Consider the following 26,475-nt stretch of genomic DNA (forward strand, 5'->3'; position numbering starts at 1 on the left):
AGGAGACCCAGATGGCTACCATGAGCCCTCTTCGGCAGCGCATGATCGAGGACATGACGGTCCGCAATCTGTCGCCGTCGACTCAACAATCCTATATCTATGCGATCGCAAAGTTTAGCCGCCATTTCGGCTACGCCCCGGACCGGTTGAGTTTCGAGCAGGTCCGCGCCTATCAACTGCATCTCATCGGCCAAAAGCGTTCGTGGTCCCACATCAATCAGGTGGCCTGCGCGCTGCGGTTCTTCTACGGCGTCACACTCGGGCAGACGGAGGCATTCGAGCGGATCATCGGTGGCCAGAAGCCTGACAAGCTCCCGCTCGTGCTTAGTGCCGAAGAGATCGAGCGCTTCCTGGACGCGGTTACAGGGGTGCGCAATCGCGTCGTGCTGGCGACGGCTTATGCGGCTGGCTTACGGGCTAGTGAAGTCGTCCGCCTGAAGGTGAGCTCGATCGACAGCAAACGAATGTTGATCCACATCGAGAACGGCAAGGGCGGCAGGGATCGTTACGCGATGCTTTCTCCGCGACTGCTGGAGATTCTGCGCACGTACTGGATGCGAGCCCGACCGGGGCTATGGCTATTTCCAGGCCAAGACCCCAGTGAACATGTCAGCGTCCGCTGCGTCCAGGCGGCCTGCCGCGCCGCCCGCCGCCGCGCTCGGCTTGCCAAGCCGATTACTGTCCATACGCTCCGGCACTCGTTTGCGACCCATCTCCTGGAAAGCGGGATCGACATTCGCATCATTCAAGTTCTGCTCGGACATGCCGAGCTGGGATCGACCGCGCGCTACGCTCAGGTCGCGACCAATCTGCTCGCCCGCACGACCAGCCCATTCGATGGACTCTCCGTCAGGGTGATCCCACCCGACTGAGCTGCGCATATGCGCCCCGTGCTCGAGGTGGCGGACATCCTCCGCCGCCACGGCGGCGCGTTCCGTGCCGCGCAGGGTCCTCGGCTGTCCTCCGATCAGCGCCGTGCGATGGCGGCCATCGAGGCGTGTCGCACAGCGACGCTCGGCGGCCACGTCGAGCGGTGCGACGACTGCGGCCTGGTCCGCGTCGCCTATAACAGCTGTCGCGATCGGCACTGTCCAAAGTGCCAAGCGCTCGCGCGCGCCCAATGGCTCGTCGAGCGCCAGGCCGACCTGCTGCCGGTCCCCTATTTCCATGTCGTCTTCACCGTGCCGGCGCCCGTGGCCGCCATCGCGCTGCAGAACAAGGCGGTGGTCTACGACATCCTGCTCAAGGCAGCAGCCGAGACGATCCGTCTCATCAGCGCCGACCCGAAGCATCTCGGTGCCGAGACCGGGATGATCGCCATTCTCCATACCTGGGGCCAGACCCTGACGCATCATCCACATGCCCATTGCCTCGTGCCAGGCGGCGGGATCGCCCCTGATGGAAGCTGGGTTCATTGTCGCCCCGGCTTCTTCCTTCCCGTTCGCGTCCTGTCACGATTGTATCGTCGGCTATTCCTGGAGCGCCTGCAGGCGGCGTTCGATGGCACCAAGCTCCAATTCTTCGGCCATCTCGCGCACCTCGTCGAGCCAGCGGCATTCGCCAGCCATCTAAACGCCCTCCGCAAGGTCGAGTGGGTCGTCTACGCCAAGCGTCCCTTCGGCGGACCAGAACAGGTTCTGGCCTATCTTGGGCGCTACACCCATCGCGTTGCGATCGCCAACGGCCGGCTCCTTAGCTGTGACCAGGGCCACGTCCGCTTCCGGTGGAAGGATTATCGCGCTGGCAACAAATCCAAAGTGATGACACTCGACACTGAGGAGTTCCTTCGTCGCTTTCTGCTCCACATATTGCCGAAGGGGTTCCGCCGCATCCGTCATTTTGGTTTCCTGGCGAACGCCTGCCGCGCCGCCAAACTCGCGCGCATCCGAGCGGCGCTTGACGCGCCGCAGCCACCTCCGCCTGCCGAAGCTGTCAACTATCGTGAGCGCTGCGCCATCCTCCTTGGTCACCGCCTCGACTTGTGCCCCATCTGCGGAGGCCGCATGGTCGAGATTGGACCTGTGCCGCGTGCGCCAGCGCAGCGACGCGCAGCACCTCGCTGCGATACATCATGACCGACGACCTCGACTTGTCCGCTCCCACTGCACGCGCTGCCCTGCCGACGTTCTCCGTCGGAACGATCAAGCACGCTCACAACGCCCGCCGAACGGGCGATAGTCAGCCGCCTGGGCTTGACGCGCCGTTCGACGCTATCGACGGCGGCATCCTTTGCTGCCAACATCAGCGACAATCTGCGGCCACACTCGCTCGCGGGCCCGACATCGGGTCAATCGCGCCTACCGGCGCCTAGATCGAACCCCCATAGGTCCGCGCTCACAAGACGCGGCTTCGTTCAATCCAGCTTCAAATAGGTCCCGCGCTGGACTTGCGGCGAGATCTGTGACGCGGGACCTATTTGAACCCTCCAGTATTCCGAGATGATCTCGCCCACCGTTCCGAGATGATCCGGGATGATGTCGCCCGGGATGAGGAGGTCTCTTCTGGTTCTGATAGGTCCAGCTTTTTCGGCTTTGCGAAGGAGTGGACCTGGATGCCGATGGAGAGGCTTGCGATGCGCCATGTGCGCGATGTGATCAGACTGAAGTCGGCAGGAATGCCGATCCGCGAGATCGCGCGGCGGATCGGGGCTGCGCCTTCAAGGGTGCGGCTGACGATCCGTCGGTTTGAGGCGGCAGGGCTGACCTGGCCGCTCCCGAAGAACGTCACGGATGCGGTTCTGGACGCCCGGCTGTTCGCCGGCGCCGGTACCAAGCAGGGTCATCGACGCCGCGCCGAGCCCGACTGGGCGGCGGTTCACCGCGAGCTCAAGCGCAAGCATGTGACGCTGCCGATCCTGTGGGAGGAACACATCGCGGCCGAGCCCGATGGTTACCGCTACAGCCGTTATGTTGCCGCCAGATTTATGTTGTCGCTGCTGGAGCGAGCCAAGGATTGCGCCAATTTCCTCGGCTCGCTCCGCAACATAAGAGTGTGACCTTTCGACCTACAGGGCCTTCAGGAATGCCATCAACGACGGGAGAGAGGGTTGCCGAGGCGGCGGCCTCAGACTGCTGATGTCGACCCTGGCTAACGCCTCTGCTTTCATTTCCAGGTCGACTTCAGCATAGATGTGCGTGGTGTCTAATGACACGTGGCCCAGCCAAGCACGGATCGTGTTGATGTCGACGCCGGCGCGCAGCAGGTGCACCGCCGTTGTGTGCCGAACCGTATGTGGGCTTACGCGCTTCGTCGCCAACGTCGGCACCGTTTCGCCCGCCATGGCGGCATATTGCGTCACGAGACGGTGTATTCCGAAGCGCGTCAAAGGCTGGTTCGTCCGCCCGAGAAAGACCGCTTCACTTTTGTTCCGGTCGGCCACAAGACGAGTCAACGAGGTTGCGGTCGTTGACCACAATGGACAGATTCTAACCTTGTTGCCCTTACCGTGAAGTCGCACTGACGGAGACGCACCCAGTTGGAGATTGCCGACCGTCAATTTTGCTGCCTCATCGGCGCGAGCACCGCTGTTGTATAGGAAAAGCAGCAGAACATGGTCCCGCACCCCAAGACTCGTGCGTCTGTCAGGTTGATTTAGCAACGCGTCCATCTCGGCCTTTTCGAGGTATCCGATCGCGGTCTTGGCCGTCTTCTTGAACGGCACTGCCCGTATCTCGGAACACCAGGCCAGGTGGATCGGCGAACGCGTCCCGATAAAGCGCGCCAGTGAATGGATGGTCGCCAGCCGTTGGTTGCGGGTAACCTCGCTGCACCGGCGATCGCGCTCCAGGTGGTCCAGGAACTTGCGGACGACTTCCGGCGTCAGCTCTTCCACGGTCATGCGATCGATGGCGCAGCCTCCCTGCTTGCTGGCGAACGGCAGCAACAATGTCAGCGTGTCGCGGTAGCTGGCTTGGGTGTTGCGGGAAAGATTGCGCTCGGCGACCAGATGTTCCAGCAAGAACCGCCGGATCCACGGACCAAGCAGGCTCTTATCCTTCATGGTCGGCCTCCATCGCGTACAGGGCAAAGCGCTCGCTGGCCGCCTGGAGGAGATCTGGCGTCATCTGCAAATAGCGCTGGGTTGAACGGATATCGATGTGGCCAAGGTAGGTGGCGAGTTGCGGAAGCAGTCGCTGCACCTCCTGGCCGGAGCGATACCATGCAATTACCCGGTGCACCGCGGCTGTGTGGCGAATATCGTGCAGCCGTGGAGGTCGAGGCTCGCCGACAGGGCAACTGATTCCGGCGGCCCGGCGGACATGCTGAAACCAGGAGATGACCCGCACATAGTGCCACGGTCGACTGCCGCGCGTAGTGAATAATGGAGATTCTTGCCCGCGCGGCAGAGGGAGCCGGCGACGGCGCTCGACGTACTCGACCAATTCCTGGTTGAGCTTTGGTCCGATAGGCACGAGGCGCGTTTTGAAGAACTTCGTGTCACGGACGGTGATGACCTGATCAGTCAGATCCACGTCTTGCAGGACCAAACGAAGCGCCTCGCCAATGCGCATGCCGCTTCCGTACAGCAATAAGAGGAGCGTACGGTACATAGCTGGCACATGAGGGCGATGCCCAACCTCCAGGATCGAGGTCGCGTCCAACAGGCGGCGCAGTTCTTCCGTGGAATAAACATAGGGCGTTTGTTGCGGCAGCAGCTTTGGAAACGATGTCGGCAGTGGGGAGGATGCTGCGTACCCGCGACTGATGGCGAATCGATAAAGGCCGCTCAAAACCCTATATCGCAGCATCCAGGTGGCACTGAGCGATCCTTTGCCTTGGAGGAACTCGGCTACCGCCTCTGGGGTGACTTCGCCGATATCTCGATTGCCCATCGCTCGGCAGAACCTACGGAGCAGAACCTCAGCCGACTCGAAACGCGCCCCCAGTGAGCGCTGCTTGGCCAGATAGGCGTCGACAACATGGGTCAGCCTCATTGGAGGCCTCCCAGGTCGAACGCTCCGACCTCGCGAAGCGCCTGCATGTTCACCTTGGCGTAGATGCTGGTTGACGCCGCGCTGCGATGTCCCAAATGGTCCCCGATCTCCTTTATCGACAGACCTTCGGCGAGAAGCCGGGAGGCGCAGGCGTGGCGCAACGCATGGCCACCGCGGTGGGCAGCGTCGATTCCAAGTGCAACAAATCTGCGGTTGGCGACATCATAAATGCTCCCTGCCTTCAACGGTCGACGGGGCGCGTGCATGCAGAGGAACACTTCCGGGCACGATGATAGCGGCCGCACCGTGTCGATGTAGCGGGCGAGCGCCTCAGCCGCAGAGGGAACCAGGGGATAGATCTGCGGCTGCCGGCGCTTCAGGCGGAAAAGCCGTAGCGTCCTACCGGCCCAGTCAATCTGATCAAGGCGCAATGCCGCCGCTTCGCCGCTGCGCATCCCGTAGACCGCGAGCAACAGCAGGATCGCACGATCGCGGATGTCCGGGGGTTGTCAGTCTCGGCGTCGGCCAACATGCGCTGCACGTCGAACCACTCTGGGGCATACGGCAGCGACTCCTGACGATAAAGCCGAGGCCGGCAAATCGAGGCCGCTAAGCGGTCCGTACACATTCCCCGCTTTGCCGCGTAGCGCAGAAATCCCCGCAAGGCAGAGGCTGTGTTGGCCACCGAAACGCGGGACCATCGTCCCGTCGCCTGGGCGACAAAATAGGCGTCAACGTCTTCAGGCTGAAGGTCCCTGAGTTGCCGGTTGGTTTTGTCGCACCAGCGCAGGAACCTGCCGATTATCCGGCTCCATTGCTCCACCGTCGATGGCGAGAATCCGCGCTCATTGCGCATCCATGTCACATACTGGTCGAGTTGGCTCTGGTACTGAAACACGACGGTTGGTTCACGCCACCAACCGAGAAATCGAAGCCAAGGCCGTCCGATGTCGACCACTCTTCGTGCTGCGGTGGCAGCCCCCGTCAGGCGCAGACGCTCGGTCGCGATCCGTTGGAGTGCCTCGATATCGATGCCCTGCGAAGCATCTGGACCGAGACGTGCGGCAATCCGCAACAGCTCGTTGCGCTTGATCTTGAGAGAAGCTGCGGTCGCACCGGCTTCTGCACAGTGGCGAAGGTACCGGTACCGCTCGTCGGTGAATGGCGCGTCATCACGGTGGGGTACGGTCAAGGGAATGGAATATATCGTCTGATCCATAGCGAGCCTCCATTGGACAAAAGGTTCGCTACCCAGACGTCGAATTATGTTGCGTGAACAATGCCCGCAGAGCTCAGGCTCCCCGCAATTATCGCTCCTTGCACAACATAAATCTGGCCGCAACATAACGCGAGATATGTGATCGTGAACATATCTCGCGGTTCTGTGAGCTCTACCGTGCCTGGGAAGGCCGCTTATCGGTGACGATGCGCCAGTCCCATGCAGCCGGCGACAAGATGTTCGTGGATTATGCCGGCGATGGCGTGCCGGTGGTCATCGACCGCTTCACCGGGAAGCGGCGTAGCGCCCAGATCTTCTTCGTCGCCGTGCTCGGCGCGTCGAACTTCACATACGCGCAGGCGACCTGGACCCAGGGGCTGGCCGACTGGATCAGCGGCTACGTCGGCGCGTTCGAGGCGATCGGCGGAGTGTCGGCGATGCTGGTGCCGGACAACACCAAGGTCGCGGTCATCAAGGCGTGCTTCTACGACCCCAGATCAACCGCAGCTACGCCGAGATGGCGGCGCACTATGGCACGGCCATTCTACCGGCGAGGCCGCGCCGCTCGCGCGACAAGGCCAAGGTCGAGCAGACGGTGCTCATCGTCGAGCGCTGGCTCCTCGGCCAGCTGCGCCATCGCGTCTTCTACAGCCTGGCCGACGTCAACGCGGCGATCGGCGATCTACTCCGAAGACTCAACGAGGAACGGCCGATCCGGCGGCTCGGCGTGACGCGCCGGCAGTTGCTTGAAGAGATCGACCGGCCGGCGCTCAGGGCCTTGCCGGTGCCCCCTTACGTCTTCGCCGAATGGCGTATCCGGCGCGTCAGCATCGACTACTACGTCGAGGTCGAGGCCCACTACTACAGCGTCCCGCATCGCTTTGCCCGTGTCGAAGTGGGGTGCGGCTCACGGCCCGCACCGTCGAGATCTTCCACAGGGGCGAGCGGATTGCCGCTTACCAGCGCATGAGTGGCAATCACAAGCACACCACGGTCCCCGAGCATATGGCCTCCAGCCATCGGCGCTATGCCGGCTGGACGATCGAGCGCATTCGCCAGGACGCCGCCGCGATCGGGCCCGCCGCTTTGGGGCTGTGCAATCTCATCCTCGATGAGCGGCCGCACCCCGAGCAGGGCTTTCGGGCCTGTCTCGGCATCATCCGGCTCGCCCGGTACTATGGGCGCGATAGGCTCGAAGCCGCGGCGCTCCGGGCCGTCGACATCGGCGCGCGCACCTACGGCTCGGTCAAATCGATCCTCGCCAACAATCTCGATCGGCGTCCTGCACCCCAGCCGGACCGTCAGCACGCCGGCGTCGAGGTCGACGTCATCACGCTCCAGGCCCATCGCCTCGGATATACGCATGCCTGTCACCGCGATCAACCCGAACAAGGTATGGTAGGTCCATCGGCGCAGCCCGTCCGCTGGCGGCAGAGCCAGCGCTGCCGTCAGCAGCGCATCGATCTCCGCGTCGCTGTAGACATAGGGCTTGGCGCGCTTCCATCCGGGCAGCATGCCGACGGGCGACACCTCCGTTCTCGGATCAAAGTTGGCGACATGGCGCGCGAACCCGCGCACGTCGCTCAATCGCAGCGCCCAGGATGCATGGCGATCGGGCGGCAGCGTTGCCCATTCCATTGCCAGCTTTGTCGTGATGCCCCTGGCTTTGCGCTTCTCCATGAAGGCGACGAAGTCGGCGAGCCGACGGGTCTGGTGCTCGTACTTGTATCCCAATCCCTTGCGCATGCTCAGGTACTTATCGAGTGCGGAGCGCAGATCAGTCATTGCACACCTCCCGGCCAGGGCAGGCTCAATGTTCTCAGCGCATCGATGTCGACTTTCGCGTAAATCCGGGTGGTGTCGTGGTTCTTGTGCCGCAGCAACTGTCCGATCTCCGACAAGGTCGGTGGGCGCAGCGGACGACAAGTCCACCAACAAACGAGGTGAAAGATTACCACGTTCAGCGCCGAAATCGCAGGAGGCGGTCTCATTTTGCAGATTTTGCTCAATCGCGTGCCGATCTTTGCGGTCTTTAAGCGCCTACAGTCCTTATTGTCGCCTCCTCGCGGCTCATCAAGGAGCCGCTGCCTCTCCTCCAATAGTGAGCAAATCGGCGGTTAGGAAAAACTACTATGGCAAAAGAAGCGAGCGCTTCGTCGAAAATGCAAGAAAGCCGCGATCAATTGGAGCACGTTAAAGGCCAAATTGCCTTTGTTCGACGCTCTTCCAACGAAGGCGCTCCTGACGTCTTTTCAGGGCCGGATGCCGACGAGCCGATGGTCAGTTATGACATTGATATCCGCAACGCGCGTCCAATCGTGAACGACCTATCCCTCGACCGGGAAGGCTTCACTTTAATTAAGCGCGAGGCGTCGTGGATCCACGAGTCAGATCCCGACGCCCTCCGTGACAAGTATCTGGAAGAAATGGTCCCCTTCATCAAGGACTACTTCAGCGCGTCATGGATCGTGCCCAAGCGAGATGCCATCATTGTTCGTACGCCTGAACAAGCCCTTCCCGCGGACGAGAGGCACCGTCCGCTTCTGAAGAACAAGGCGGCTGGTTGGGCTCACGTTGACTACGCGCGCATCGCTGGTCCGATGATGGCCGCGCGCGAGGATCAAATTCAGGGCAATGCAATTCGGCCCTATTCTCGCTTGATGATCATTCAAGCTTGGCATGTTCTTTCGCCGCCTCCACAGGACTTTCCGCTAGCCGTGTGCGATGGTGGCTCGGTACCCGATGATGATCTCGTGGAAGTGAACTATGACAAGTTTGGTATCAAGCATAAGGCTTGGCATACCTATTACAGTTCCCATCAACGGTGGTATTATTTCCCAGAGATGGCCTCGGACGAGTTCATTCTGTTCAAGGGCTATGACTCCGAAGACAACTATCCGCGGGTCGTTCACGCGGCATTTGATAATCGTCGCGCGTATCCCAAAGCAAAGCCGCGTAAGAGCGTAGAAGGTCGTTTCTTCGTCTACTACGACTGAGCGTTAGGTCGCTACGCTGGTTACAAGCTGCTGAGGTTCGCTGGGGCATACTCGGCGCCGGCCCGCTGGCATCCATAAAACAGAGGCGTTTTTCGACGACCTCAGTTTCGTGCCGTCCTAACCTTCGGATCGGCCTTTACCCCGAAAAGTAGACTCTGTTCAGAAGACCCGTGACCTCATCCGCCAGTTACATGCTGTCCGGCAGACCCATTTGGCCTGGCTCCGGTCGCCAACGGATTTGCGCCTGCGCTTAAAAAAAAGCGCGTCCGCGTGCAGATTTCAACATCTATCGTGCGGTAGCACATTACAAAGCTCTCGCGGAGAGCCTCGGCCTGCAATTCTCATCCTTCCTGGGGCATGATCCGAGAGGGCTCTCAAGGAGCACCCCACACCCGGGCACTTGCTCTGAAGCGTCCCCCATGGTTGAGCCTCCATGAATCCGCTTGGCGCCCGCTGACTTGGAAGGTGCAGAAGCGCGAGGGGCGCGCACTTAGCTCTCAAATGATGAAGAACGCGCGGCTACATCAACTGGCTGATCGTGCCTCTCCGTCGTTGATTGAGAGTTCAGAGCTTGGCTCAGGTGCAGTCGTCGTGCGGCATCCGCCTCAATCGTTAAAACAGATCTCCGCTGCACTTGGATCAGCGAGATAGGGCTACATCTGCCGCGCGATTGAGCATATCGTCTTTCCTGCGCACTGATCCAAACGGACGCTCCAGCATACGGCGGACGCGCACGGGTCCTGGACCGATGTGGAAAGTAACCGCCTGCCCAGTGCCCGCTCCGACTGCGTCGAACGATTGCGCTGGCGCAAATAATCGAGCCATGTCGGACAGTGATAGCGTTCAGTCCACAGCTCGGGATCGCTGATATCGCGCAAATAGACCAGCCATAGGCGCCGTTGCGCCGTCTCGACAACAGCGTGTCGCCTGCAATGGTCGGCTACTGGCTGATCAAAGATCTCAACAACTGCTGCGCCAAAGAGCAGTCCCGATAGCCAAGCGTAAGCAGCTGAGTGGCTCTATCAGTCGTCGTGAGCATTGTTAGCTCCTCCGAACGATCGGAGCTGGGTGACCAAATTTATGGCTTCTCATGCTGCGCTGTCAGGAACGGAGAGAAGTCAGTTAGCAGGATGTAACCAGCAGTCGATGTCAGGACGAGAGGATTGCCAAGGCATAGACCTGCACCATCCTCGAGAGTCGACTGTCACTCCGTCCGCTTGTACTTGACGCCAGTGTACGTCGTCGCCATCTCGAGCCCCTTCTTCGACGATCGAAGCTCAGCATCCGCTCGTTGGCCACTTTCATATCCAACTTCTCAAAGATGGCACGTTCGTGGATGACTTTCGAATCAGTTCGGATCCAGAGGGTGTTCCATAGGACCGCCAGACTTCTCAAGCTCGAATGTGTTGTCGCGAGGGATCGCAACCATCACAAATGGCACTTTCCACGTTGGGCATACCAATACGCTTACGTACAGCGAGCGGATGCGTCCTCAGAGCCCATACCGGAAGATCAAGTGGTACAGGGACCAATAGTCATCGACTTTTGTTGCCGTATTGTACACAATTGGCTGTATGTCTTGCATCACCGTGTGCAAGGCTCGTGCATCCTGCGATGCAATGCGATATTCGATCTCCACCACAAGAGGCCTGCTCCGGTTGGTGAGCGGAAGTCGTATCTCGGGATCTGCCAGGGCCTCGGCATCCTCTCCTCTCACGCCGATGCGCGGCATCCGTAACCAGACCCCAAGCAATGGTGAAAACACCATGAGCGCAGCTGATACGAGCAGCGCCGTCTCGACGCTAGCGGCGTCCGTGAGGCGGCCCCAACCCCAGCTTCCGATGGCAATTCCGCCTGAGAACGCAGCGTTATAAGCCGCAAGCGCTATACCCGCGACCCAGCGCGGAGCGGATAGCTGCACGCCGATGTTGAACAACGTTGACGTTATTGTCCAGCTAGCGCCCGCCAGAACCAGCGCGACTACGGTCAAAAAGGGTTCTCGGCTGAGAGCCACTGCCGCAATTGCTCCACCCATCGACAACTTGCAGGTGCGAACCGCAGCCTCACCGCTCATTAGCTTGCGAACCTCAGCGATAAAGTGCGACACGATCACGAAACCGGCACCGAACGCACCCAGCGTGATACCGTAAGTTTGCGAGCCGCCATTCAAGAGATCGCGCGCTACCAGCGGCATCAGCGCCGAAATGGATCCACCGATCAGTCCGGTGGCCATAGTGCGGACCAACACTATTTTGATAGATGGCGAGTTGGTGATGTAGCGGACGCCCGAGACAATAGCTCGGCTAAGGTGTTCACGGGGCAGTCGCGAGGATGCGGCGGCGCGCTTCCATGCGAGTAGGGCCGCCATAAATGGCAGATACAGCAGCGCGTTAATCGCGAACGCCCGGACTCCGCCCTCCCTTCGGTCCGTCCCCATCGGCGCAGTCTCATCCTGATTGTCGCTGGAGTCTCACCCTGATCGCCGCCGCGCAGCCGGCAATGCTTCCGCGGCCACGTGCTCGTCTACAGAGGATTGCCAAGCCGGAGCCATTAGCGCCATGCCGCTGCCAATCACGAAGCAAAACAACAGCAGAAGATTTGGCGTGGTGAAGTGCAGCCAATCGAGTGTCGTCAGTACCGCAGCACCGCAAAGAGAAATCGAGAGCGCAACGAGCGACACGATACGACGATCATACATATCGGCAATGGCACCAGCCGGCATCGAAATAAGCATCACCGGCAGCATCCAGGCCGTCCGCACTAGCGCCATCTCGTCAGCGGATGACGCCATCTCCGTCATCGCGCAAGCCGCACCGACAGTTTGGACCACGATACCTAAATTAGACAACACGCCGGCCAGCCATATGCGTCGGAACGTGCCATAGCGCGGCGCGGTTATCCTGTCGACGCTGGAAGTCTCAGGCTTGGGCGGATCGGTCATGTTTGCGTTGCTTGCGGTGATTCGATTTTGACCGGATCAGTGAACGTTTGGCCGTATCCACCCGGCAAGCAAGTCTTCAGTCCAGCTTACCCTGCGCGAAGCGGGTCGACAAAAGGAGGCTTTGTCCGGTCGCATCTCTACGAAGTAGTAGGTGGCATCGCCCGCGATTGATGCTCTTCCGTTAGTTGCGAACACCGCGGGCTTACCTTTGCGATCTCGCCCGCATAGGAGCGCAATTTTCCGGATGGGAAGCGATTTTCGTTGATGGTAGAGTTCATCGCCCACAAGTCGTTAGTGGTCCACTCTGGGAGATCTGCTTCTGCTGTCCTCCATAGCGAACATTGCAGCAGGATTGCGACCTTGCTCCCATGAATACCTTCATAGTGGTCGCTTGCATCCCGACTCTTAAGCGTTACGTGTTAGATCTTGCTGACGTTCATGGGCGGTTGTCGCTTGGGACAGAGATCAATAGAAATCAGCCATCATAAAGCCCTATCCCGCGGCAACTAGCCCACGAACTCAACTGATAAGAGAGTAAACGAGCGACACTGACGAATTCTTGCGTTCTGCGCGAAATCTATGGAGAAAAAACGCACGAACATTCGGAATTAATCGCTGGTCGCAACCTCAATGGGAATCGCGAAACTCGCCTTAACCCGGTCCATTATGACCATTGTTTTGAATCCCTTGATGTCCGAGTTCTCGTAGAAAAATACCCGGGTGAACTGCTCATACTCTTCCATGGTTCGCGCGGTGACGTACAGAACAAAGTCGGCCTCGCCGGTGACATAGAAACCATTGACGACTTCAACTGAAGACTTGATGGCCTTCTTGAATTTGTCGATAATGTCCGAACGCTCGCGCTCCAACGTTACTAGCACAAGCATTTGGATTGGCCTTCCGACTGCCCTCGGGGAAATTATCGATACATCAGCCTCGATAATGCGTTCCGAACGAAGCCTCTTTAGTCGGCGTTGACATCCAGTGGCAGAAAGTCCAACCAGTTCGCCGAGCGCCTCCGAAGTTAGCCGGTTGTTCTTTTGCACGACCTCGAGGATACGTGCGTCTATTTGGTCGTACTGCATACCTAGCCTCCCGCCGAATTTCGGCGAATGATAGCACTGCATTGCAGGAACTGGGGGTGCCCGCCCCAGAATGCAACGAAATTGTGCGCAATATTGCTGTCGCGAGCGAGGCGCCGAACGGGAACGCTCTGCTCCACGGCCCTAGCAGGCAAGTGAGCAAACAGCCATGCTCGATCCAGTCTTTGGAGGGCCCTAATGTTGCCCCTGGGTTCTGTGGGCATCATTTGGCGGGGGCGGGAGCCGAACGCGCTCTTAGTGCCGAATAACGATCGCATTTGGCACTCTCGGGGTAATCCTTTGGTCTTTGGTTCCGAAACGCATGCCTCGGACTCGAATTGATGAGCATTTTTGTGCGTCGTAGGGTGACCTGCGCGGCGGCGATCAGGGTGAGACTCCAGCGACAATCAAGGTGAGACTGCGCCGATGGGGACGGACCGAAGGGAGGGCGTAGCCGACCGGAGGACCGTCCCCATCGGCGTCGCGCGTTTTTGGACCCGTCTGGCGGCCCGGGTGCGGCTGGTGCAAGCTGTTGATTCGTCTCGACAAGAGGGAATCGATGCCTTGCCTGGCCTCTACATCACCGACCACCAGATGAGGCTGTACATGAACTACCGACTGACATTGTCCCCCGAGGCCGCCGCGGCCAAGGCGGGATACTCGAAAGCAAGCGCGTATCTGATCGAGGGCGATTCGCGCCCGCCGTCGCAGACGAAGGCGCCGAGGGGCCGGCGACGGTCCGATCCGCTCGCGCCCTACTGGGACGCCGAGATCGTTCCGATCCTGAAGGCTGCGCCCGGCATCCGCGTGATCGGCGTGCTGGACGAACTGCGCCGACGGCATCCCGACCTCAATCCGAACATCCGACGCACGCTGGAGCGGCGCATCAATGCCTGGCGGGCGCTCAACGGCCCCGAACAGGACGTGATCTTCCGCCAGGAGCACGAGCCCGGCCGTCTGGGTCTGTCGGACTTTACCGACACAAGCGCGCTCAGCATTATCACCGCGGGTGAGGCGCTCGATCACCGGCTTTATCACTTCCGGCTGGCGTTCTCCGGCTTCGAGCATGCCCATGTCGTGCTCGGCGGCGAAAGCTTCGTCGCTCTGGCCGAGGGCTTGCAGAACGCCCTGTGGGCGCTCGGCGGCGTGCCGCGAGAGCATCGCAGCGACAGCCTGTCGGCAGCGTTCCGTAATCTGGCGGCTGACGCGCGGGAGGATCTGACACAGCGCTACGCCGCGCTGATGGGCCACTATGGCATGGCACCAACGCGCAATAATGCGGGCATCGCACACGAGAACGGCTCGATCGAGAGTGCACACGGTCATCTCAAGCGAGCGCTGGAGGATGCGCTGTTGCTGCGGGGCACACGCGACTTCACCAGTCTCGATGCCTACCGGGCTTTTGTCGACGAGATTGTCGGCCGGCGCAATGCCAACCTCGCCAAGCGGATCGCGCTCGAGAAGGAAGCACTGGCGCCGCTGCCGAAAGGCCGCACGACCGACTTCGAGGAGAAGGTGATCCCGGTGACGTCGTCAGGCGGCTTCATTTTGAGACGCGTGTTCTACACCGTGCCTTCAAGATTGATTGGCCATCGCCTGCGTGTGCGCATCTTCGACGACCGGCTCGAATGCTTCCTCGGCGTCACGCCGGTCGTGACGTTGCGGCGCGGTCGGCCTGTGTCGGAGAGCCAGGGCGGGCATGTCGTCGATTATCGGCACGTCATCCATGCCCTGCGGCGCAAGCCGATGGCGCTCGTCAGCCTCGTCTATCGCGATCAGCTCTTCCCGCGCGCAGCTTACAAACGTCTGTTCGAGACCTTGCGGGAACACGGTGATGACCGACGCGCCTGCAAGGTGACGGTCGAGCTTCTGGCGCTGGCCCACGAGCGAGCCTGCGAAGCCGAGCTCGCCAAGGCGATCGCGATCGACCTCGATGCCGGACGGTTACCCGATCTTGCCGTACTGCGCGATCGCTTCCGACCCGAGGCGACCTCGATCCCGCGTGTCGCCGTCAAGCTGGCGCCGCTCGACGTCTACGATGAGCTGGCTTCCGTCAGCATCGTGTCGGCCCACTCGAACCTGGGAGAAGCAGCATGACCAGCATAGCGACCTCCATCGATGCCGCCCGCGTCGAGCTGCTGCTCAATGAGCTGCGTCTGCCCGGCGTCAAAGCGATCTGGCCGAAGCTCGCTGCGCAATCGGACAAGGAAGGCTGGCCCGCCGCCCGCTTCCTCACCGCCCTTGCCGAGCACGAGGCAGCCGATCGCACCCGCCGTCGCATCGAGCGACACATGGCGGAAGCGCGTTTGCCCGCCGGCAAGACGCTCGCCACGTTCGACTTCGAAAGCGTGCCAATGCTGTCAAAAGGCACAGGTGATGGCGCTCGCCGCCGGCGACGTCTGGTTGAAGACCGGCGCCAACCTGCTGCTGTTCGGTCCACCCGGCGCAGGCAAGACTCATCTCGGCGCAGCGATCGGCCTGGCTCTCGTCGAGGACGGCTGGCGCGTTCTCTTCGTCCGCACCACCGATCTGGTGCAGCGGCTGCAGGTGGCGCGGCGCGAGCTGGCGCTGGAATCCGCGATCGCCAAACTTGACCGCTACGACCTCCTAATCCTTGACGACATCACATATGTGAGCAAGGATCAGGCGGAAACCAGCGTGCTGTCGAGCTGATCGCCTCCCGCTACGAGCGACGCTCGCTGCTGATCATGCCCAATCAGCCATTTGGCGAATGGGGGGCGTATCTCCCCAGATCAAGTAATGACGCTGGCGGCGATCGATCGCCTGGTGCACCACGCCACGATCCCCGAGATGAACGTCGAGAGCTACCGTCGAAAAGTTGCCCTCGATCGCAAGCGCGGTCCAGGCCGGCCGCCCGTTCACGCCACGCCAAACGAACTCGACAAAGCGATGATTGACGCTGGCAATGCCGCCTGATTGTCGCGCAGCGTCAATCAAGGCTTGCCAAGTCGGCGGCCAGCGTCAATTATCTCCTGACTCGGCCGCCTCGTCTCATCTTGATTGACGCGCCGCTCTCATCCGGATTGTCGCGCTATAGTGACCGCTCGATCGACCGATCCACGTCCGAGCCAGAAGTGTCGCATCCGTTTTTCGTAAGAGGCACTAATAGCTTTATCTTGTATGCCGAGCGCGACGCGGTCATTGAACTGCGCCACGCTATGCATCGCGAGCCCGAGCTCTCGAACGCCGAATGGAAGACGCAGGAGCGGTTTCGCAGTATACTACAGCCTCGACGGCGCGAAGGCATTCCATAGCACGGGTCTCTACGTCGATATCGAAGGCCCAGTCGATCAATCGCAGTTCGCGGCGATATCGACGCTCTTCCGATTCAGGAAGCCCGCGAAGATCTGCCTTATCGCTCGCAGGTCGACGACATCATGCATGCCTGCGGTCATGATGTGCACGCATCGATCGCGCTCGGCACTGCTCTCGCATTTCACCGCATGCGTGACAATTTTGGAGGGAGGGTGCGGGTCTTCTTTCAGCCAGCGGAAGAGGCGGAGCCGCTCGGCGGACGGACGGTGAAAACGGCTTTGACGGAGCAGTCGGCTTCCACATTAGTCCCGACATTCCCGTCGGCATGTTCGACGCCTGCGAGGGGCGATAACCAAGTCCGCCGATCAATTCAAGCTCACCATCACAGAGAAAATGGCGCATGGCGCATCGCCTCACAATGGCGTCGACGCATCGCCATCGCCGCAGCTCGATTTGCCCAACTCCTGACACGCCGGAAACAGTTCCCAGGCGTTGGCGCAAAACCGCGACTTCTTCATCAGCCCTGGTTGGATGAGCGCTCAAAATCCCAATACACTCGCAGCCGAGCCTCAAAGCCGCGCGTCAAGGCGGCGGGCGCTCTCCGTCGGATCAGAGCTGGTGGTTAGGCGAGCCCCGTTCTCAAACTCAACAGCAGGAGCACCAACCCCTGGCGCGCACCGCGAGGAGGTTTCGCTCTGCGCCAGCTAGCTTCGCCCAGATTTCTGTCGTGACGGAGCTTGATACTAGGGTTCAGACTCAATTGATCCAATAGGCGACGATGGCGGCGAGGTGGACGGCGGCTAAGAAGTTCCTGGCGAGTTTGTCATACCGAGTAGCGACACGCCTGAAATCCTTGAGCCGGCAGAAACAGCGCTCGATGACATTGCGTCCTTTGTAGGCACGTTTGCTGAAGCTGTGGAGGACCACCCTGTTGGATTTGTTTGGAATGACGGGCTTCGCGCCGCGATCGACGATTTCGGCGCGAAAGCCGTCGCCGTCGTAGCCTTTGTCCCCGATAAGGCTAGACATGGGCGGCGCGAGCTTCAAAAGGGCCGGTCCTGCGGCAATATCTGCGGCTTGCCCCGGAGTGAGATGAAATGCGCAAGGTCTGCAATCAGGGTCGCTCAGCGCGTGGATTTTCGTGGTCCGCCCACCGCGCGAGCGGCCGATCGCCTGTTCATGCTCCCCCCTTTTCCGCCGCTCGCCGAGCGATGCGCTTTGATCGTGGTGGAGTCGATGGACAAAGTCACGCTGTCCTTGCCACAGCGGGCGAGCGCTTCAAAGATCGCCTGCCAATGTCCGCGCTTAGCCCAGCGATTGAAACGATTGTAGATCGTCGTGTACGGGCCATAATCGGGCGGGCAATCGCGCCAGCGCGCACCGCATTGAAGCATGTGAATGATGCCGCTGATGATACGTCGATCATCATCGCGCGCCGGGCCGGTCTGGTTCGTTGGCAGATGTGGCCTTATCTGAGCCCATTGCTCGTCGTTGAGCCAAAACAGCCCTTTGCGCATCCAAGACCCCCGCACCGAATCAACTCGGTGCGAGGGAATCAAAGTTCGCTAATTAGGTACAGACCCTAGACAACGCGGAACGTCTGGCAAATGGAAGGCCATGTGAGTTAGTCGCCCCCCGATCGGGGAAAGAGGCGCGAATATGACGGCCGCAAGCACCTCCTTGTAAGGCAGAACCCCGCGATCCCTTCTATCTGCAATGCAAGATGAGGCGAGGCAGGCGCAGTCCACTGGATAGTCGGTATCGACTTCAGACTGACTTCAAAATACTAGAACGGCTTGTAGTGAAGATCTGGAACGAAGCGATTGAGAACCTTGCAGTGGCTAACACGATCGCTTTTCTCAGATCGCATGGAGAGCTGGTTGAGCGATCGCTCTTGAGCTAGGCGCCGACATGCGCTCAAGGAGAAGGCGGAAGAACCTCCGCATGCCGCTGGCGCGCTCGGATTGCTTGATGATGTCGACTATCCCTCGCTGTCGCGCATTGAGTTTGTCTCGCCAGAGCCGCCATCAGACAACATGGCGGCCCTGTGAAGTGGACGCTGGCTTTCCGACGAAGCGGCAGCGGAATCCTCGTCCTCCTGGCGCAGACGCAGAACAAGACGTGAATCAGAATGTCTCGGCTGTCGGTAACAGGTACCGCCTGGGACCCGCACTCGAAGTGCCCTCGTACCCACAACCGGTAGCACGCGAAGATGCTCAATCAACTATCATTTGATCGGAAAGATCCCTCGCACCTACCGACTGAGCCCAGAGCCCCCCGCGAGACTCGAGGATCGGCACCGCTGCCAATGCGTTGACGATATGGTGCAGCGTGGGCAGTTGCTGCCACGTCGTGGTCAGAAAGCGCAACTTCACCTCAGCGGTCTTGCAGCGTAGGAAGCGCGTCTTTCCACCTACGGACGGCGTGAGCGTCACGTAATCAGCGTCTGCCTGACCGCGACAGCCTGTACGTGGTACGTACTTGTGATGCAGGATCCCGTCACCTGGCACCCGGGGCGCGCTCTCGAGCGGTGCATCGGTCAGTGCTGACAGCTCTAGTGTCATGAATGAGTTACCAAACCAATGTGCGCTGTAATGGTGACATCCGTCCAAAACGCGCGGCTCAGGAATCTCGGCATACAGCTTGTTGTAGCCCAGCTCCTCACGGCCGCTGATGATTGCGTCGGGCATGTTTTCCCAGATCACCGCGAGGAAGTGGCCGGTCCAACGCCGCTGCCGGCCATGGTAACTCACGGGCAACTTCAACGACAGCGTGTTGTAGCCGCGCCCCGCTAGCCAGGCCAGCGCTGTCCAGTACTGGATCTCGACTGTAACCACCGGCTCGCCATCGACGATGAAGCCAGATGGCAGCAGGCGCTGTAGCGCCGATTCTTCAGAGAGAAAACGCGCAACTATCAACGTACGTTTCGGCTGGTCGGACCAGTCGAAAGGGCCTCCATCCGGACCTTGGCGTGGCCCGGGCGTCGGCCCAAAATGGGCTGGCATTCGATACAGAGGCTCGATCAGCGAAGAAGGGTTTGACAGCTCACTCACGACGTCCCCCATTCTTTGAAATGGCGGAATGCGGTCGCATGAAGCCGTCATCCACCACCAAGGTCTGATTGGTCATCATATGTTCCTAGCCACAATGACAACGTCTCCTGGACCATGCAAATGCGCCCGAGCAGCACGCCGTCACGGTATCATACACGCGCCACTCGACCGCCGTGCGCCCCAGCGCTGGCGCTAAGCCACATGGCACAGCTTTGCTGTGCACCTCTGGCACGGAGGAGCACGCGTTGTTGATCGAGCTAATCGCGCCCATCTCTTCACTGTCGAGAGCAGACATTGCCGCGACGCGTATCCCAGCCACAGGCAAGCCAACTATTAAGGTCCGCCCGATCGCCAACAGCGTGCGGCGATGCAGCTCTTAAGTGGAGCGAGACGGCCACTCCTCGCTCCAGTCTAAATTTCAAAAATCTTTCGGGGCGTATTGGTGAGTACTTCTACGCCCGATTCAGTGACGCGGAATGTCTCGCTAATCACGTAGCCGAAATCTTCATCGACCCAGTTGCCAAGCATCAGATGGAAGGTCATGTTCGGCTTCAGCTCTGTTATATCTCCTTCCTTGAGGCTCGCTGTCGGCTCGGTCCAGTCAATGCCGATGGGGTATCCGCAGCGCGACTCCTTCTTGAACCCCATTTTCGCCATCGTGCGGTTGAATGCGCTGGCGATGTCGCCGCAGGTGGCTCCGGGGCGGACGGTGTTAAGCGCGGCCTCCAGACCGGCGACTTCTGCTTCATGTATCCGACGAAGACGATCAGAAGGCGCGCCGATTATGAAGGTGCGCATGATGGCAGCAGTGTAGCCGTAGCGAACGCCACCCCACTCCAGGTTGATCTGCGAACCATCGCGAAATTCGTCCTCACCCCATCGCACGTGTGCGGTGCCTGTGTACGGCGAGGCGCAAAAGCATATGGGCGAAATTGCTGTTCCGGGCTTGCCGTTGACCCCGCGTATCAGCGTTCCGACGATCTCGGCTGCAGCATCCGCCTCCCGTACACCCGGTCGTATTACTTCCGCCGCACGCACGATTGCCGCATCAGCGATTGCAGCCGATTCCCGCATCAGGACCATCTCCAAGTCGGATTTCACCATCCGGATCCGGTCAATCGCTTTGGAGCAATCCACGATCCTGGCCTTCGGCAATTTTACTTTGAACTTATCTTGACCTCGTCCAAACTGCTTAAGCGTTAAGAACCCTGGCTCAAGCCCAACGCCGCGAGTTGCAAGGCCTCTTTCGTGGAGAAACTCAATTACCTTGTCGTAACCATCCATGTCGGGGTTGCCAACGAGGTCTTCTGAATAGCCGATGACATTGCTACGAGCGAGAAACGTCTGACGAATTGCTGCTGGTGCATCCATCTGACGGAGGAAAAACGTAGGCTCCTCTTCATCAAGAGAAACCACAAGCCCTTGTGGAACATAGGCTGTTGCCGCAGTGTGTCCCGTCAGGTAAGTGATGTTGGACGGGCTGGTTACGAACAATACATCGATCTCGCGCCGTCGCATTTCATTTTTTACCTCGGCGAGCCTGCGCAAGTACTCTGTTCGCGGAAATGCCTGCGATCCTTTATTGATTGTCATTGTCTTAGCTCCAAGGGGTTTGAGTTTGGTTGAAACGTCGAAATCTCTGGTTTTTCCGCGCTGGTCTATAAGCTCGCGAACGTCGGACCACTTTGTATTGCCCTCCCTATTCATCTGAAGATGCACTTCTCGTAATGAAGGTCGATCTAAAGCCCTTTCCTAGGTCCCGCACTTGCGGCTCGGGATGGCCTACCTTGAGGACGCACGCTTACAACGGCTCCTTGGAGTTTTGCACCACGCTAAGATCGAGCGGCCACTCTTCATCGCGATACAAAACTCCAAGGATTCGTTTCATCGTGCCAACCGGCCTGTCCCTCCAGATATTATCGAGTGCCAACGCTGATTTTCTCCAACCTGGTCCCTCGTATCGCCGCGATTTCGCGCTCGATCGGCACAATGCGACCGTTTTAGGCGGTCCACGACTGCGTTGACTTGGCGACGTCTGCCCCAAAGCCGCGGCTCCGGGCTCTCCGCATACATTTTGTTGCAACGCATTTCATCGAAGAAAGTCGTTATCGGTTTGGCGCGGCCGACACCACGGAGAAGGGCTGCCAAGCGTTGGCTTACGGGAGTCAACAACGATCTCAACTGATGGAGGCCGACGGTCCGAAAGGAACATGAGTTGGCTTACCGCGTGCCGGCTTGGACGTCGGCAGCTATAGCGCGCTGACGAAGCAGGTCATATTCTTTAAATTGGGTCTGAATTTCTGTCCCCCGCGGCGGGCTGTACAAACAAGTGCAGAAATGCAGCATGTCAGCGAAGTTGGGTTGCCCTGCGGTCTGCCTGGGCAGGCCAGGACTTTTGGTGCCATTAATCTACGCAATACCGCCGACGGTGAAGTCCTGCACCAAAGAACGAAATTAGCTGGATGCATGCGCATCGGGGTCAAGAGTTAGCTGTTTTCTACTTGGAGAGAGCGTAGTTTCGTCAACGAGCGCTCGCTCGAACGGGCAGGCGGACTCGAACTGAGTGATCGCTCACAACGACAGCATCTTGTTCGACCCGAATGCGCGGGGTGATCGAAAGGCTGCGACATACCGCAGTCGTTTGGATTTAGCTTAAAGGAGTTCCACAATGCCGGCTTCTCGACAATGAAGGCAACGCTTTTCGCCCGCAGCGGTCAATCGCGGCGCGCGGCCACATCGATGCGCCGCCAATCGAGGGACGCACCAGAATAGGATAGTCTCTCTCCCGCAGGTCGATGGCTTCTGCGATCATGATCGCGCTGCGACATTGACCAGCAACCTGCACGTCCTTTCGTCCTGCTAAGGGTCGAATGGCGACAGCGACTCATCCTTAACCGGAGCCACTAGATGATCAGCCACTGGGGTCTCTTTGAACATGAAGCCCTAGAGAACAAGGAAGCCGTACTCTACTTCCATTTCGCGGATGGAGAATGGTGGTTGGGGCGGCTGACAATGCCCGGGGCTAATCTAACCTAGACCGGCGCACGGTGCACCAGTGAGTTCCATCGCATTCGGCGCTGCGCTGTCCAAGCATGTCAGCGCGACCAGATTCTGCATGGCCGAAAGCGGCGACTTTGATCAGATCTGCGACATGATCAACCCTATCACCGCGTGGCGACCTGCGTCACAGCGGTCTCGCCGCTACGAAAAACGGCGCTCGACAGTTCGAAGTTGGGCTTGACGATTACAACTCTCAAACGTTGTGCGCAGCGTGCTATCTTTCCGTAGGTCACAATGCATTCATCGAGTTTGGTGCCCCGAGCCGATCTGCGCTACGAAAGCTCCATTATCGATCGTGCGCTGCTGGACCCGGCAGGCGTTCTGGTTCACGAGCGCGTCGAGATCTTTAACATCGAGACCTGCGCGCGCTTCAATTAACGCGCGCCGCGGGTCTGGCAGCATAGACTCGGACGGTGCGGGTGCGCGCGTCGGTATGCTTGGAGACGACATCATCGTCGTTTCTTATACCTCCTTTGATGAAGAGGAAGCTAAGCTCTTTATACCACTCGTTGTGTTGGTTGACCGAGACAATCGCCTCCCGGTGGGTTAGAACGCGAAAGATCGTGCTGATGGCTGCGCTTTGGGCGGCCGTCCGTGCTTGCGCGATATTGAGCAACTCTGTGAGTAACGAATGGCATCGGTTCATGCATCCCCACGACGCTAACTATCTCGCGTCCTTGCAAGTTCTGAAAGAAGATGGCCGACTGCGCGGCCTCAAGCCCCGCACCGGTACGGACTTCGCATCGAACGATTATCTTGCGCTGGCGAGCGCGCAGCGTATGCAATTGGCCATATTGGCGGCCATTGACGCGGGCACACCGATCGGCGGGTCGCGCCTCCTCCGCGGCAACTGCGAGGAGCACGAAGCTCTTGAAGCTGAAGCGGCGCGGTTCTTTGGTGCAGAGACCGCGCTTTTCTTTGGCGGGGGCTATATTGCGAATTTCGCGGTTCTAACAACGCTGCCTCAACGCGGCGACCTGCTTGTTCTCGATGCTCTCGTCCACGCGAGCATCCATGAAGGCGCGCGAGCCGGCCGCGCCGACTTCCGGATAAGCGCCCACAACGACCCGCAGTCGGTCGAGAGCACAATCCGTGACTGGCGGGTAGCGGGTGGCGTCGGCCGCGTCTGGATCGTGGTCGAAAGCCTCTACAGCATGGATGGCGATTTCGCGCCGCTGCAAGAGCTGATCACGATTGCGGACCGTTACGACGCGTTCCTGATGGTGGATGAGGCGCACGCCACAGGCGTATACGGCGAGCAGGGGCGGGGGCTCGCCGCGCCATACGAAGCGCGCGACAATCTGGTGGTCGTTCATACCTGCGGAAAGGCATTGGGTGCTGCCGGGTCACTGGTGACTACCTCCACGGCAATGCGCGACTTCATGATCAATCGCTGCCGCCCATTCATCTTCGCCACCGCGCCGTCCCCCCTCATCGCTGTTGGGGTCCGAGAGGCATTATTGATCCTGCAGCAAGAGCCAGAACGCCAGCGACGTTTGCAAACATTGGTTGCGTTCACACATCGCGAAATGCAGACGCGTGGCTTGCGATGTCCCTCGACGTCACAGATCGTGCCATACATCATCGGCGACAACGCACATACGATGCAGCTAGCCTCTGCACTGCAGGCGCGCGGCTTCGATATCCGGGGGATCCGGCCGCCGACGGTGCCCCCAGGCACAGCTCGCCTCCGCATCTCAGTGACGTTGAACGTCAACGAGACTGACGTCTGTTCCATGCTCGACGCGCTAAGCGACGAGACAAGGGGGTGGCTTCGATGAGCCTGAGGATCGTGGTGACCGGTACGGATACCGGAATCGGAAAGACCGTGTTTTCCGCGGGGCTCGCTGGTCTCCTCGGGGCCACCTATTGGAAGCCAATTCAGGCCGGGCTCGAAGGAGAGAGTGACACCGAGGTCGTCGCCCGACTCGGTAACCTCTCATCTGATCGGATCGTGCCGGAGCGCTATCGTTTGCGGATAGCCGCCTCGCCTCACCAATCGGCCGAGATTGACGGGGTTCGCATCGATACGGAGTCTCTCGATCTGCCAGACAGCGGAGAACGGCCGCTCGTGATCGAGGGCGCCGGCGGGCTGATGGTGCCGCTGGGCGGAGATAAGCTCTACATTGATCTCTTCGAGCGATGGCAGCTACCCGTAGTGCTTTGCGCACGAACGGCGCTGGGCACCATCAATCACTCGTTGCTATCAATAGAGGCTCTGCGAAGGCGCCAGATTCATATTCTCGGTCTGGTCTTCATCGGCGAGCGCAACGCCGAAACTCAGACTGTGGTTCGCGAGATTGGACGCGTGCGTTGGTTGGGACGATTGCCGTGGCTGTCTCCTCTCACAACAGACACCCTCCAGGCCGCGTTCCACGCCTCGTTCCGTGCTGACGATTTCAAGCTATGATGGGACGAACAAAGTCGCCGATCTCGCATCCGTTCACGCAGCACGCGCTCCAAGACAAGATGACACGGATCGTGCATGGTCGGGGTGCCTATCTCTACACCGCCGATGGCCGCCGCATCTTAGATGCGATCTCATCCTGGTGGGTCGTGACCCACGGCCATTGTCATCCACATATTGTGGACGCTATCCGAGATCAGGCCGACAAGCTCAACCAGATTATCTTCGCCGGCTATACTCACGACCCGGCTGAGGCCGTGGCTGAACAGCTCTTGCAGTTCACGCCTCCTGGTCTTGAGTACGTCTTCTGCTCCGACAGCGGCTCGACCAGTGTGGAAGTTGCGCTCAAAATGGCGCTCGGATACTGGAACAGCGAGCCGCGCACAACAATTGTTGTGATGCAACATTCTTGCCACGGCGACACCATTGGCGCGATGTCTGTCGGCAGCCGTGGTGTATTCAACGCAGCTTATAGCCCCCTTTTGTTTGACGTCACCTCCGTCCCATTCCCGGCGCAAGATCGTGAGCAGGTCACCCTCGACGCGATCGAGGCTGCCTGTCGAAGGGAACGTCCGGCCGCCTTCATTGTGGAGCCCCCTGATTTCGGGTGCGGGCGGGATGCTGATGTACCCGGCTTGGGTGTTAGCGGAGATGAAGCGGATTTGCGAGGCTTGGAATGTCCTGTTCATCGCCGACGAGGTTATGACGGGCTGGGGCCGTACCGGAACGCTGTTTGCTTGCGAGCAAGCTGATGTCACGCCGGACATCGCCTGTTATTCCAAAGGTCTGACGGGCGGATCGCTTCCGCTCGCGGTCACACTTTGCCGCGCAGATATCTTTGATGCGCATTACTCCGCAGATCGAACGCGGACGTTTTTTCATTCCAGTTCATATACCGCCAATCCAGTGGCTTGCGCTGCAGCCAAGGCCAACCTGGATCTCTGGCGAAATCCGGCAGTTCGCCGACGCCTCGCCGCGCTCGAGGCCAAGCAAGCACAAGCGATGGATCCCTTCCGCGCCGATTCACGTTTTGAGAACGTCCGCCGCCTCGGCACTATCACCGCGCTCGATCTCAAAACGCGTGATGCCGGCTACCTCGCGGGCGTCGGTCAGCGTTCTTTCGCGATCGCAATCTGCTCCTCCGCCCGCTCGGCAATACGATCTATGTGATGCCGCCATATTGCGCGACGGCGGCGGACCTTGACGAAATATACTTGGGCATTCGGGATGCTGCCGATGCGGTGACTTAATGGTCGCACGGCCGCACTACATTTTTCACTTTTCGGATGAGACGTTTGAACGCAACGGAACTGCTCGGGCCTCGAACTGTCGGTGTCGCAGCGACCCCGCTCGCGACGCAGACGACGCCCCTCATGACGCACACGTGAGGAGCCGTCACAGATTGCAGCACGCGTCACGTTAGGGCGGCCCGCGTGCTGGACTTGACGACGAACGCTTCCTTTTTCGCACCATGCATGCCGTCTTCCGCCTTCACCAGCCCACGTGC

Annotated in this window: 14 protein-coding genes and 8 pseudogenes; 12 read left to right on the forward strand and 10 right to left on the reverse strand. The window is 59.7% G+C overall.

From position 1 onward, the window contains the following. Positions 1–11: 11 nt before the first annotated feature. The 3 genes and pseudogenes from XH85_RS11680 to XH85_RS11690 all read left to right on the forward strand — a co-directional run. Positions 12–872: a tyrosine-type recombinase/integrase gene (locus tag XH85_RS11680; protein WP_164940742.1), complete on the forward strand. Its 861-nt coding sequence runs from the start codon at positions 12–14 to the stop codon at positions 870–872. A gap of 9 nt (positions 873–881) precedes the next feature. Next, a complete protein-coding gene (locus XH85_RS11685) occupies positions 882–2,075 on the forward strand; it encodes an IS91 family transposase (RefSeq protein WP_128931969.1) in 1,194 nt (397 codons plus the stop codon). Positions 2,076–2,572: 497 nt separating this feature from the next. Then, positions 2,573–2,908 (forward strand): annotated as a pseudogene (locus tag XH85_RS11690) (helix-turn-helix domain-containing protein); the annotation flags it as partial. A gap of 96 nt (positions 2,909–3,004) precedes the next feature. On the opposite strand, the gene XH85_RS11695 reads toward XH85_RS11690, so the two are convergent. From XH85_RS11695 to XH85_RS11705, 4 genes are read right to left on the reverse strand one after another with little or no spacing between them, the layout of a single operon-like run. Next, entirely contained in the window at positions 3,005–4,000 is a 996-nt protein-coding gene (locus XH85_RS11695; RefSeq protein WP_128930216.1) for a tyrosine-type recombinase/integrase, read from the reverse strand. Beyond that, the gene (locus tag XH85_RS11700) at positions 3,990–4,934 is read right to left on the reverse strand and encodes a tyrosine-type recombinase/integrase (RefSeq protein ID WP_128930217.1); all 945 of its coding nucleotides are present in this window, start codon (positions 4,932–4,934) and stop codon (positions 3,990–3,992) included. Before XH85_RS11700 ends, XH85_RS11695 begins: the two co-directional genes overlap by 11 nt. Then, positions 4,931–5,389, reverse strand: coding sequence for a tyrosine-type recombinase/integrase (locus XH85_RS46365; RefSeq protein WP_245473794.1), 459 nt, complete (start codon positions 5,387–5,389; stop codon positions 4,931–4,933). The genes XH85_RS11700 and XH85_RS46365 overlap by 4 nt, the downstream gene beginning before the upstream one ends. Then, a complete protein-coding gene (locus XH85_RS11705; RefSeq protein ID WP_245474017.1) occupies positions 5,311–6,153 on the reverse strand; it encodes a tyrosine-type recombinase/integrase in 843 nt (280 codons plus the stop codon). Before XH85_RS11705 ends, XH85_RS46365 begins: the two co-directional genes overlap by 79 nt. A 140-nt stretch (positions 6,154–6,293) precedes the next feature. On the opposite strand from XH85_RS11705, the pseudogene istA (XH85_RS11710) reads away from it, so the two are divergent. After that, positions 6,294–7,431 (forward strand): annotated as a pseudogene (gene istA, locus XH85_RS11710) (IS21 family transposase); the annotation flags it as partial. Between the two features lie 854 nt (positions 7,432–8,285). Further along, positions 8,286–9,149 carry a CmcJ/NvfI family oxidoreductase gene (locus tag XH85_RS11725; RefSeq protein WP_245474018.1) on the forward strand — a complete coding sequence of 288 codons (864 nt, stop codon included), beginning with the start codon at positions 8,286–8,288 and terminating at the stop codon, positions 9,147–9,149. 639 nt (positions 9,150–9,788) lie between these two features. Here the strand turns inward: XH85_RS11725 and XH85_RS11730 are convergent. The 3 genes and pseudogenes from XH85_RS11730 to XH85_RS11740 form a co-directional block, all read right to left on the reverse strand. After that, positions 9,789–10,074: pseudogene (locus tag XH85_RS11730) on the reverse strand (MFS transporter); the annotation flags it as partial. Positions 10,075–10,719: 645 nt separating this feature from the next. Next, positions 10,720–12,090 (reverse strand): annotated as a pseudogene (locus tag XH85_RS11735) (MFS transporter); the annotation flags it as partial. 608 nt (positions 12,091–12,698) lie between these two features. Continuing rightward, positions 12,699–13,175: an Lrp/AsnC family transcriptional regulator gene (locus XH85_RS11740; RefSeq protein ID WP_128931983.1), complete on the reverse strand. Its 477-nt coding sequence runs from the start codon at positions 13,173–13,175 to the stop codon at positions 12,699–12,701. 561 nt (positions 13,176–13,736) lie between these two features. On the opposite strand from XH85_RS11740, the gene istA (XH85_RS11745) reads away from it, so the two are divergent. The 3 genes and pseudogenes from istA (XH85_RS11745) to XH85_RS11755 all read left to right on the forward strand — a co-directional run bounded on the left by istA (XH85_RS11745) (position 13,737) and on the right by XH85_RS11755 (position 17,074). Then, a complete protein-coding gene (gene istA / locus XH85_RS11745) occupies positions 13,737–15,269 on the forward strand; it encodes an IS21 family transposase (RefSeq protein ID WP_128931984.1) in 1,533 nt (510 codons plus the stop codon). Next, a pseudogene (gene istB / locus XH85_RS11750) lies at positions 15,266–16,109 on the forward strand (IS21-like element helper ATPase IstB). The gene istA (XH85_RS11745) and the pseudogene istB overlap by 4 nt, the downstream one beginning before the upstream one ends. Positions 16,110–16,540: 431 nt before the next feature. Continuing rightward, positions 16,541–17,074 (forward strand): M20/M25/M40 family metallo-hydrolase, encoded by a 534-nt coding sequence (locus XH85_RS11755; protein ID WP_245474227.1) that lies wholly within the window; start codon positions 16,541–16,543, stop codon positions 17,072–17,074. A gap of 130 nt (positions 17,075–17,204) precedes the next feature. Here XH85_RS11755 and XH85_RS11760 read toward each other — a convergent pair. From XH85_RS11760 to XH85_RS11770, 3 genes and pseudogenes are all read right to left on the reverse strand, one after another. Continuing rightward, positions 17,205–17,965 (reverse strand): annotated as a pseudogene (locus tag XH85_RS11760) (IS5 family transposase). 699 nt (positions 17,966–18,664) lie between these two features. Continuing rightward, positions 18,665–19,501 (reverse strand): acetoacetate decarboxylase family protein, encoded by an 837-nt coding sequence (locus XH85_RS11765; protein WP_164940747.1) that lies wholly within the window; start codon positions 19,499–19,501, stop codon positions 18,665–18,667. A gap of 411 nt (positions 19,502–19,912) precedes the next feature. After that, a complete protein-coding gene (locus XH85_RS11770) occupies positions 19,913–21,094 on the reverse strand; it encodes a M24 family metallopeptidase (RefSeq protein WP_128931987.1) in 1,182 nt (393 codons plus the stop codon). Positions 21,095–22,795: 1,701 nt separating this feature from the next. Here XH85_RS11770 and XH85_RS11775 point away from each other — a divergent pair. From XH85_RS11775 to XH85_RS11790, 4 genes and pseudogenes are all read left to right on the forward strand, one after another. Next, a pseudogene (locus XH85_RS11775) lies at positions 22,796–23,111 on the forward strand (aspartate 1-decarboxylase). 94 nt (positions 23,112–23,205) lie between these two features. Then, entirely contained in the window at positions 23,206–24,342 is a 1,137-nt protein-coding gene (locus tag XH85_RS11780) for an 8-amino-7-oxononanoate synthase (RefSeq protein ID WP_128937223.1), read from the forward strand. Continuing rightward, a complete protein-coding gene (gene bioD, locus XH85_RS11785) occupies positions 24,339–24,971 on the forward strand; it encodes a dethiobiotin synthase (protein ID WP_128931988.1) in 633 nt (210 codons plus the stop codon). Before XH85_RS11780 ends, bioD begins: the two co-directional genes overlap by 4 nt. Further along, positions 24,968–26,218 (forward strand): annotated as a pseudogene (locus XH85_RS11790) (adenosylmethionine--8-amino-7-oxononanoate transaminase). Before bioD ends, XH85_RS11790 begins: the two are co-directional and overlap by 4 nt. The last annotated feature ends 257 nt before the right edge of the window (positions 26,219–26,475 follow it).

The sequence above is a fragment of the Bradyrhizobium zhanjiangense genome (assembly GCF_004114935.1).
Classification (GTDB): Bacteria; Pseudomonadota; Alphaproteobacteria; order Rhizobiales; family Xanthobacteraceae; genus Bradyrhizobium; species Bradyrhizobium zhanjiangense.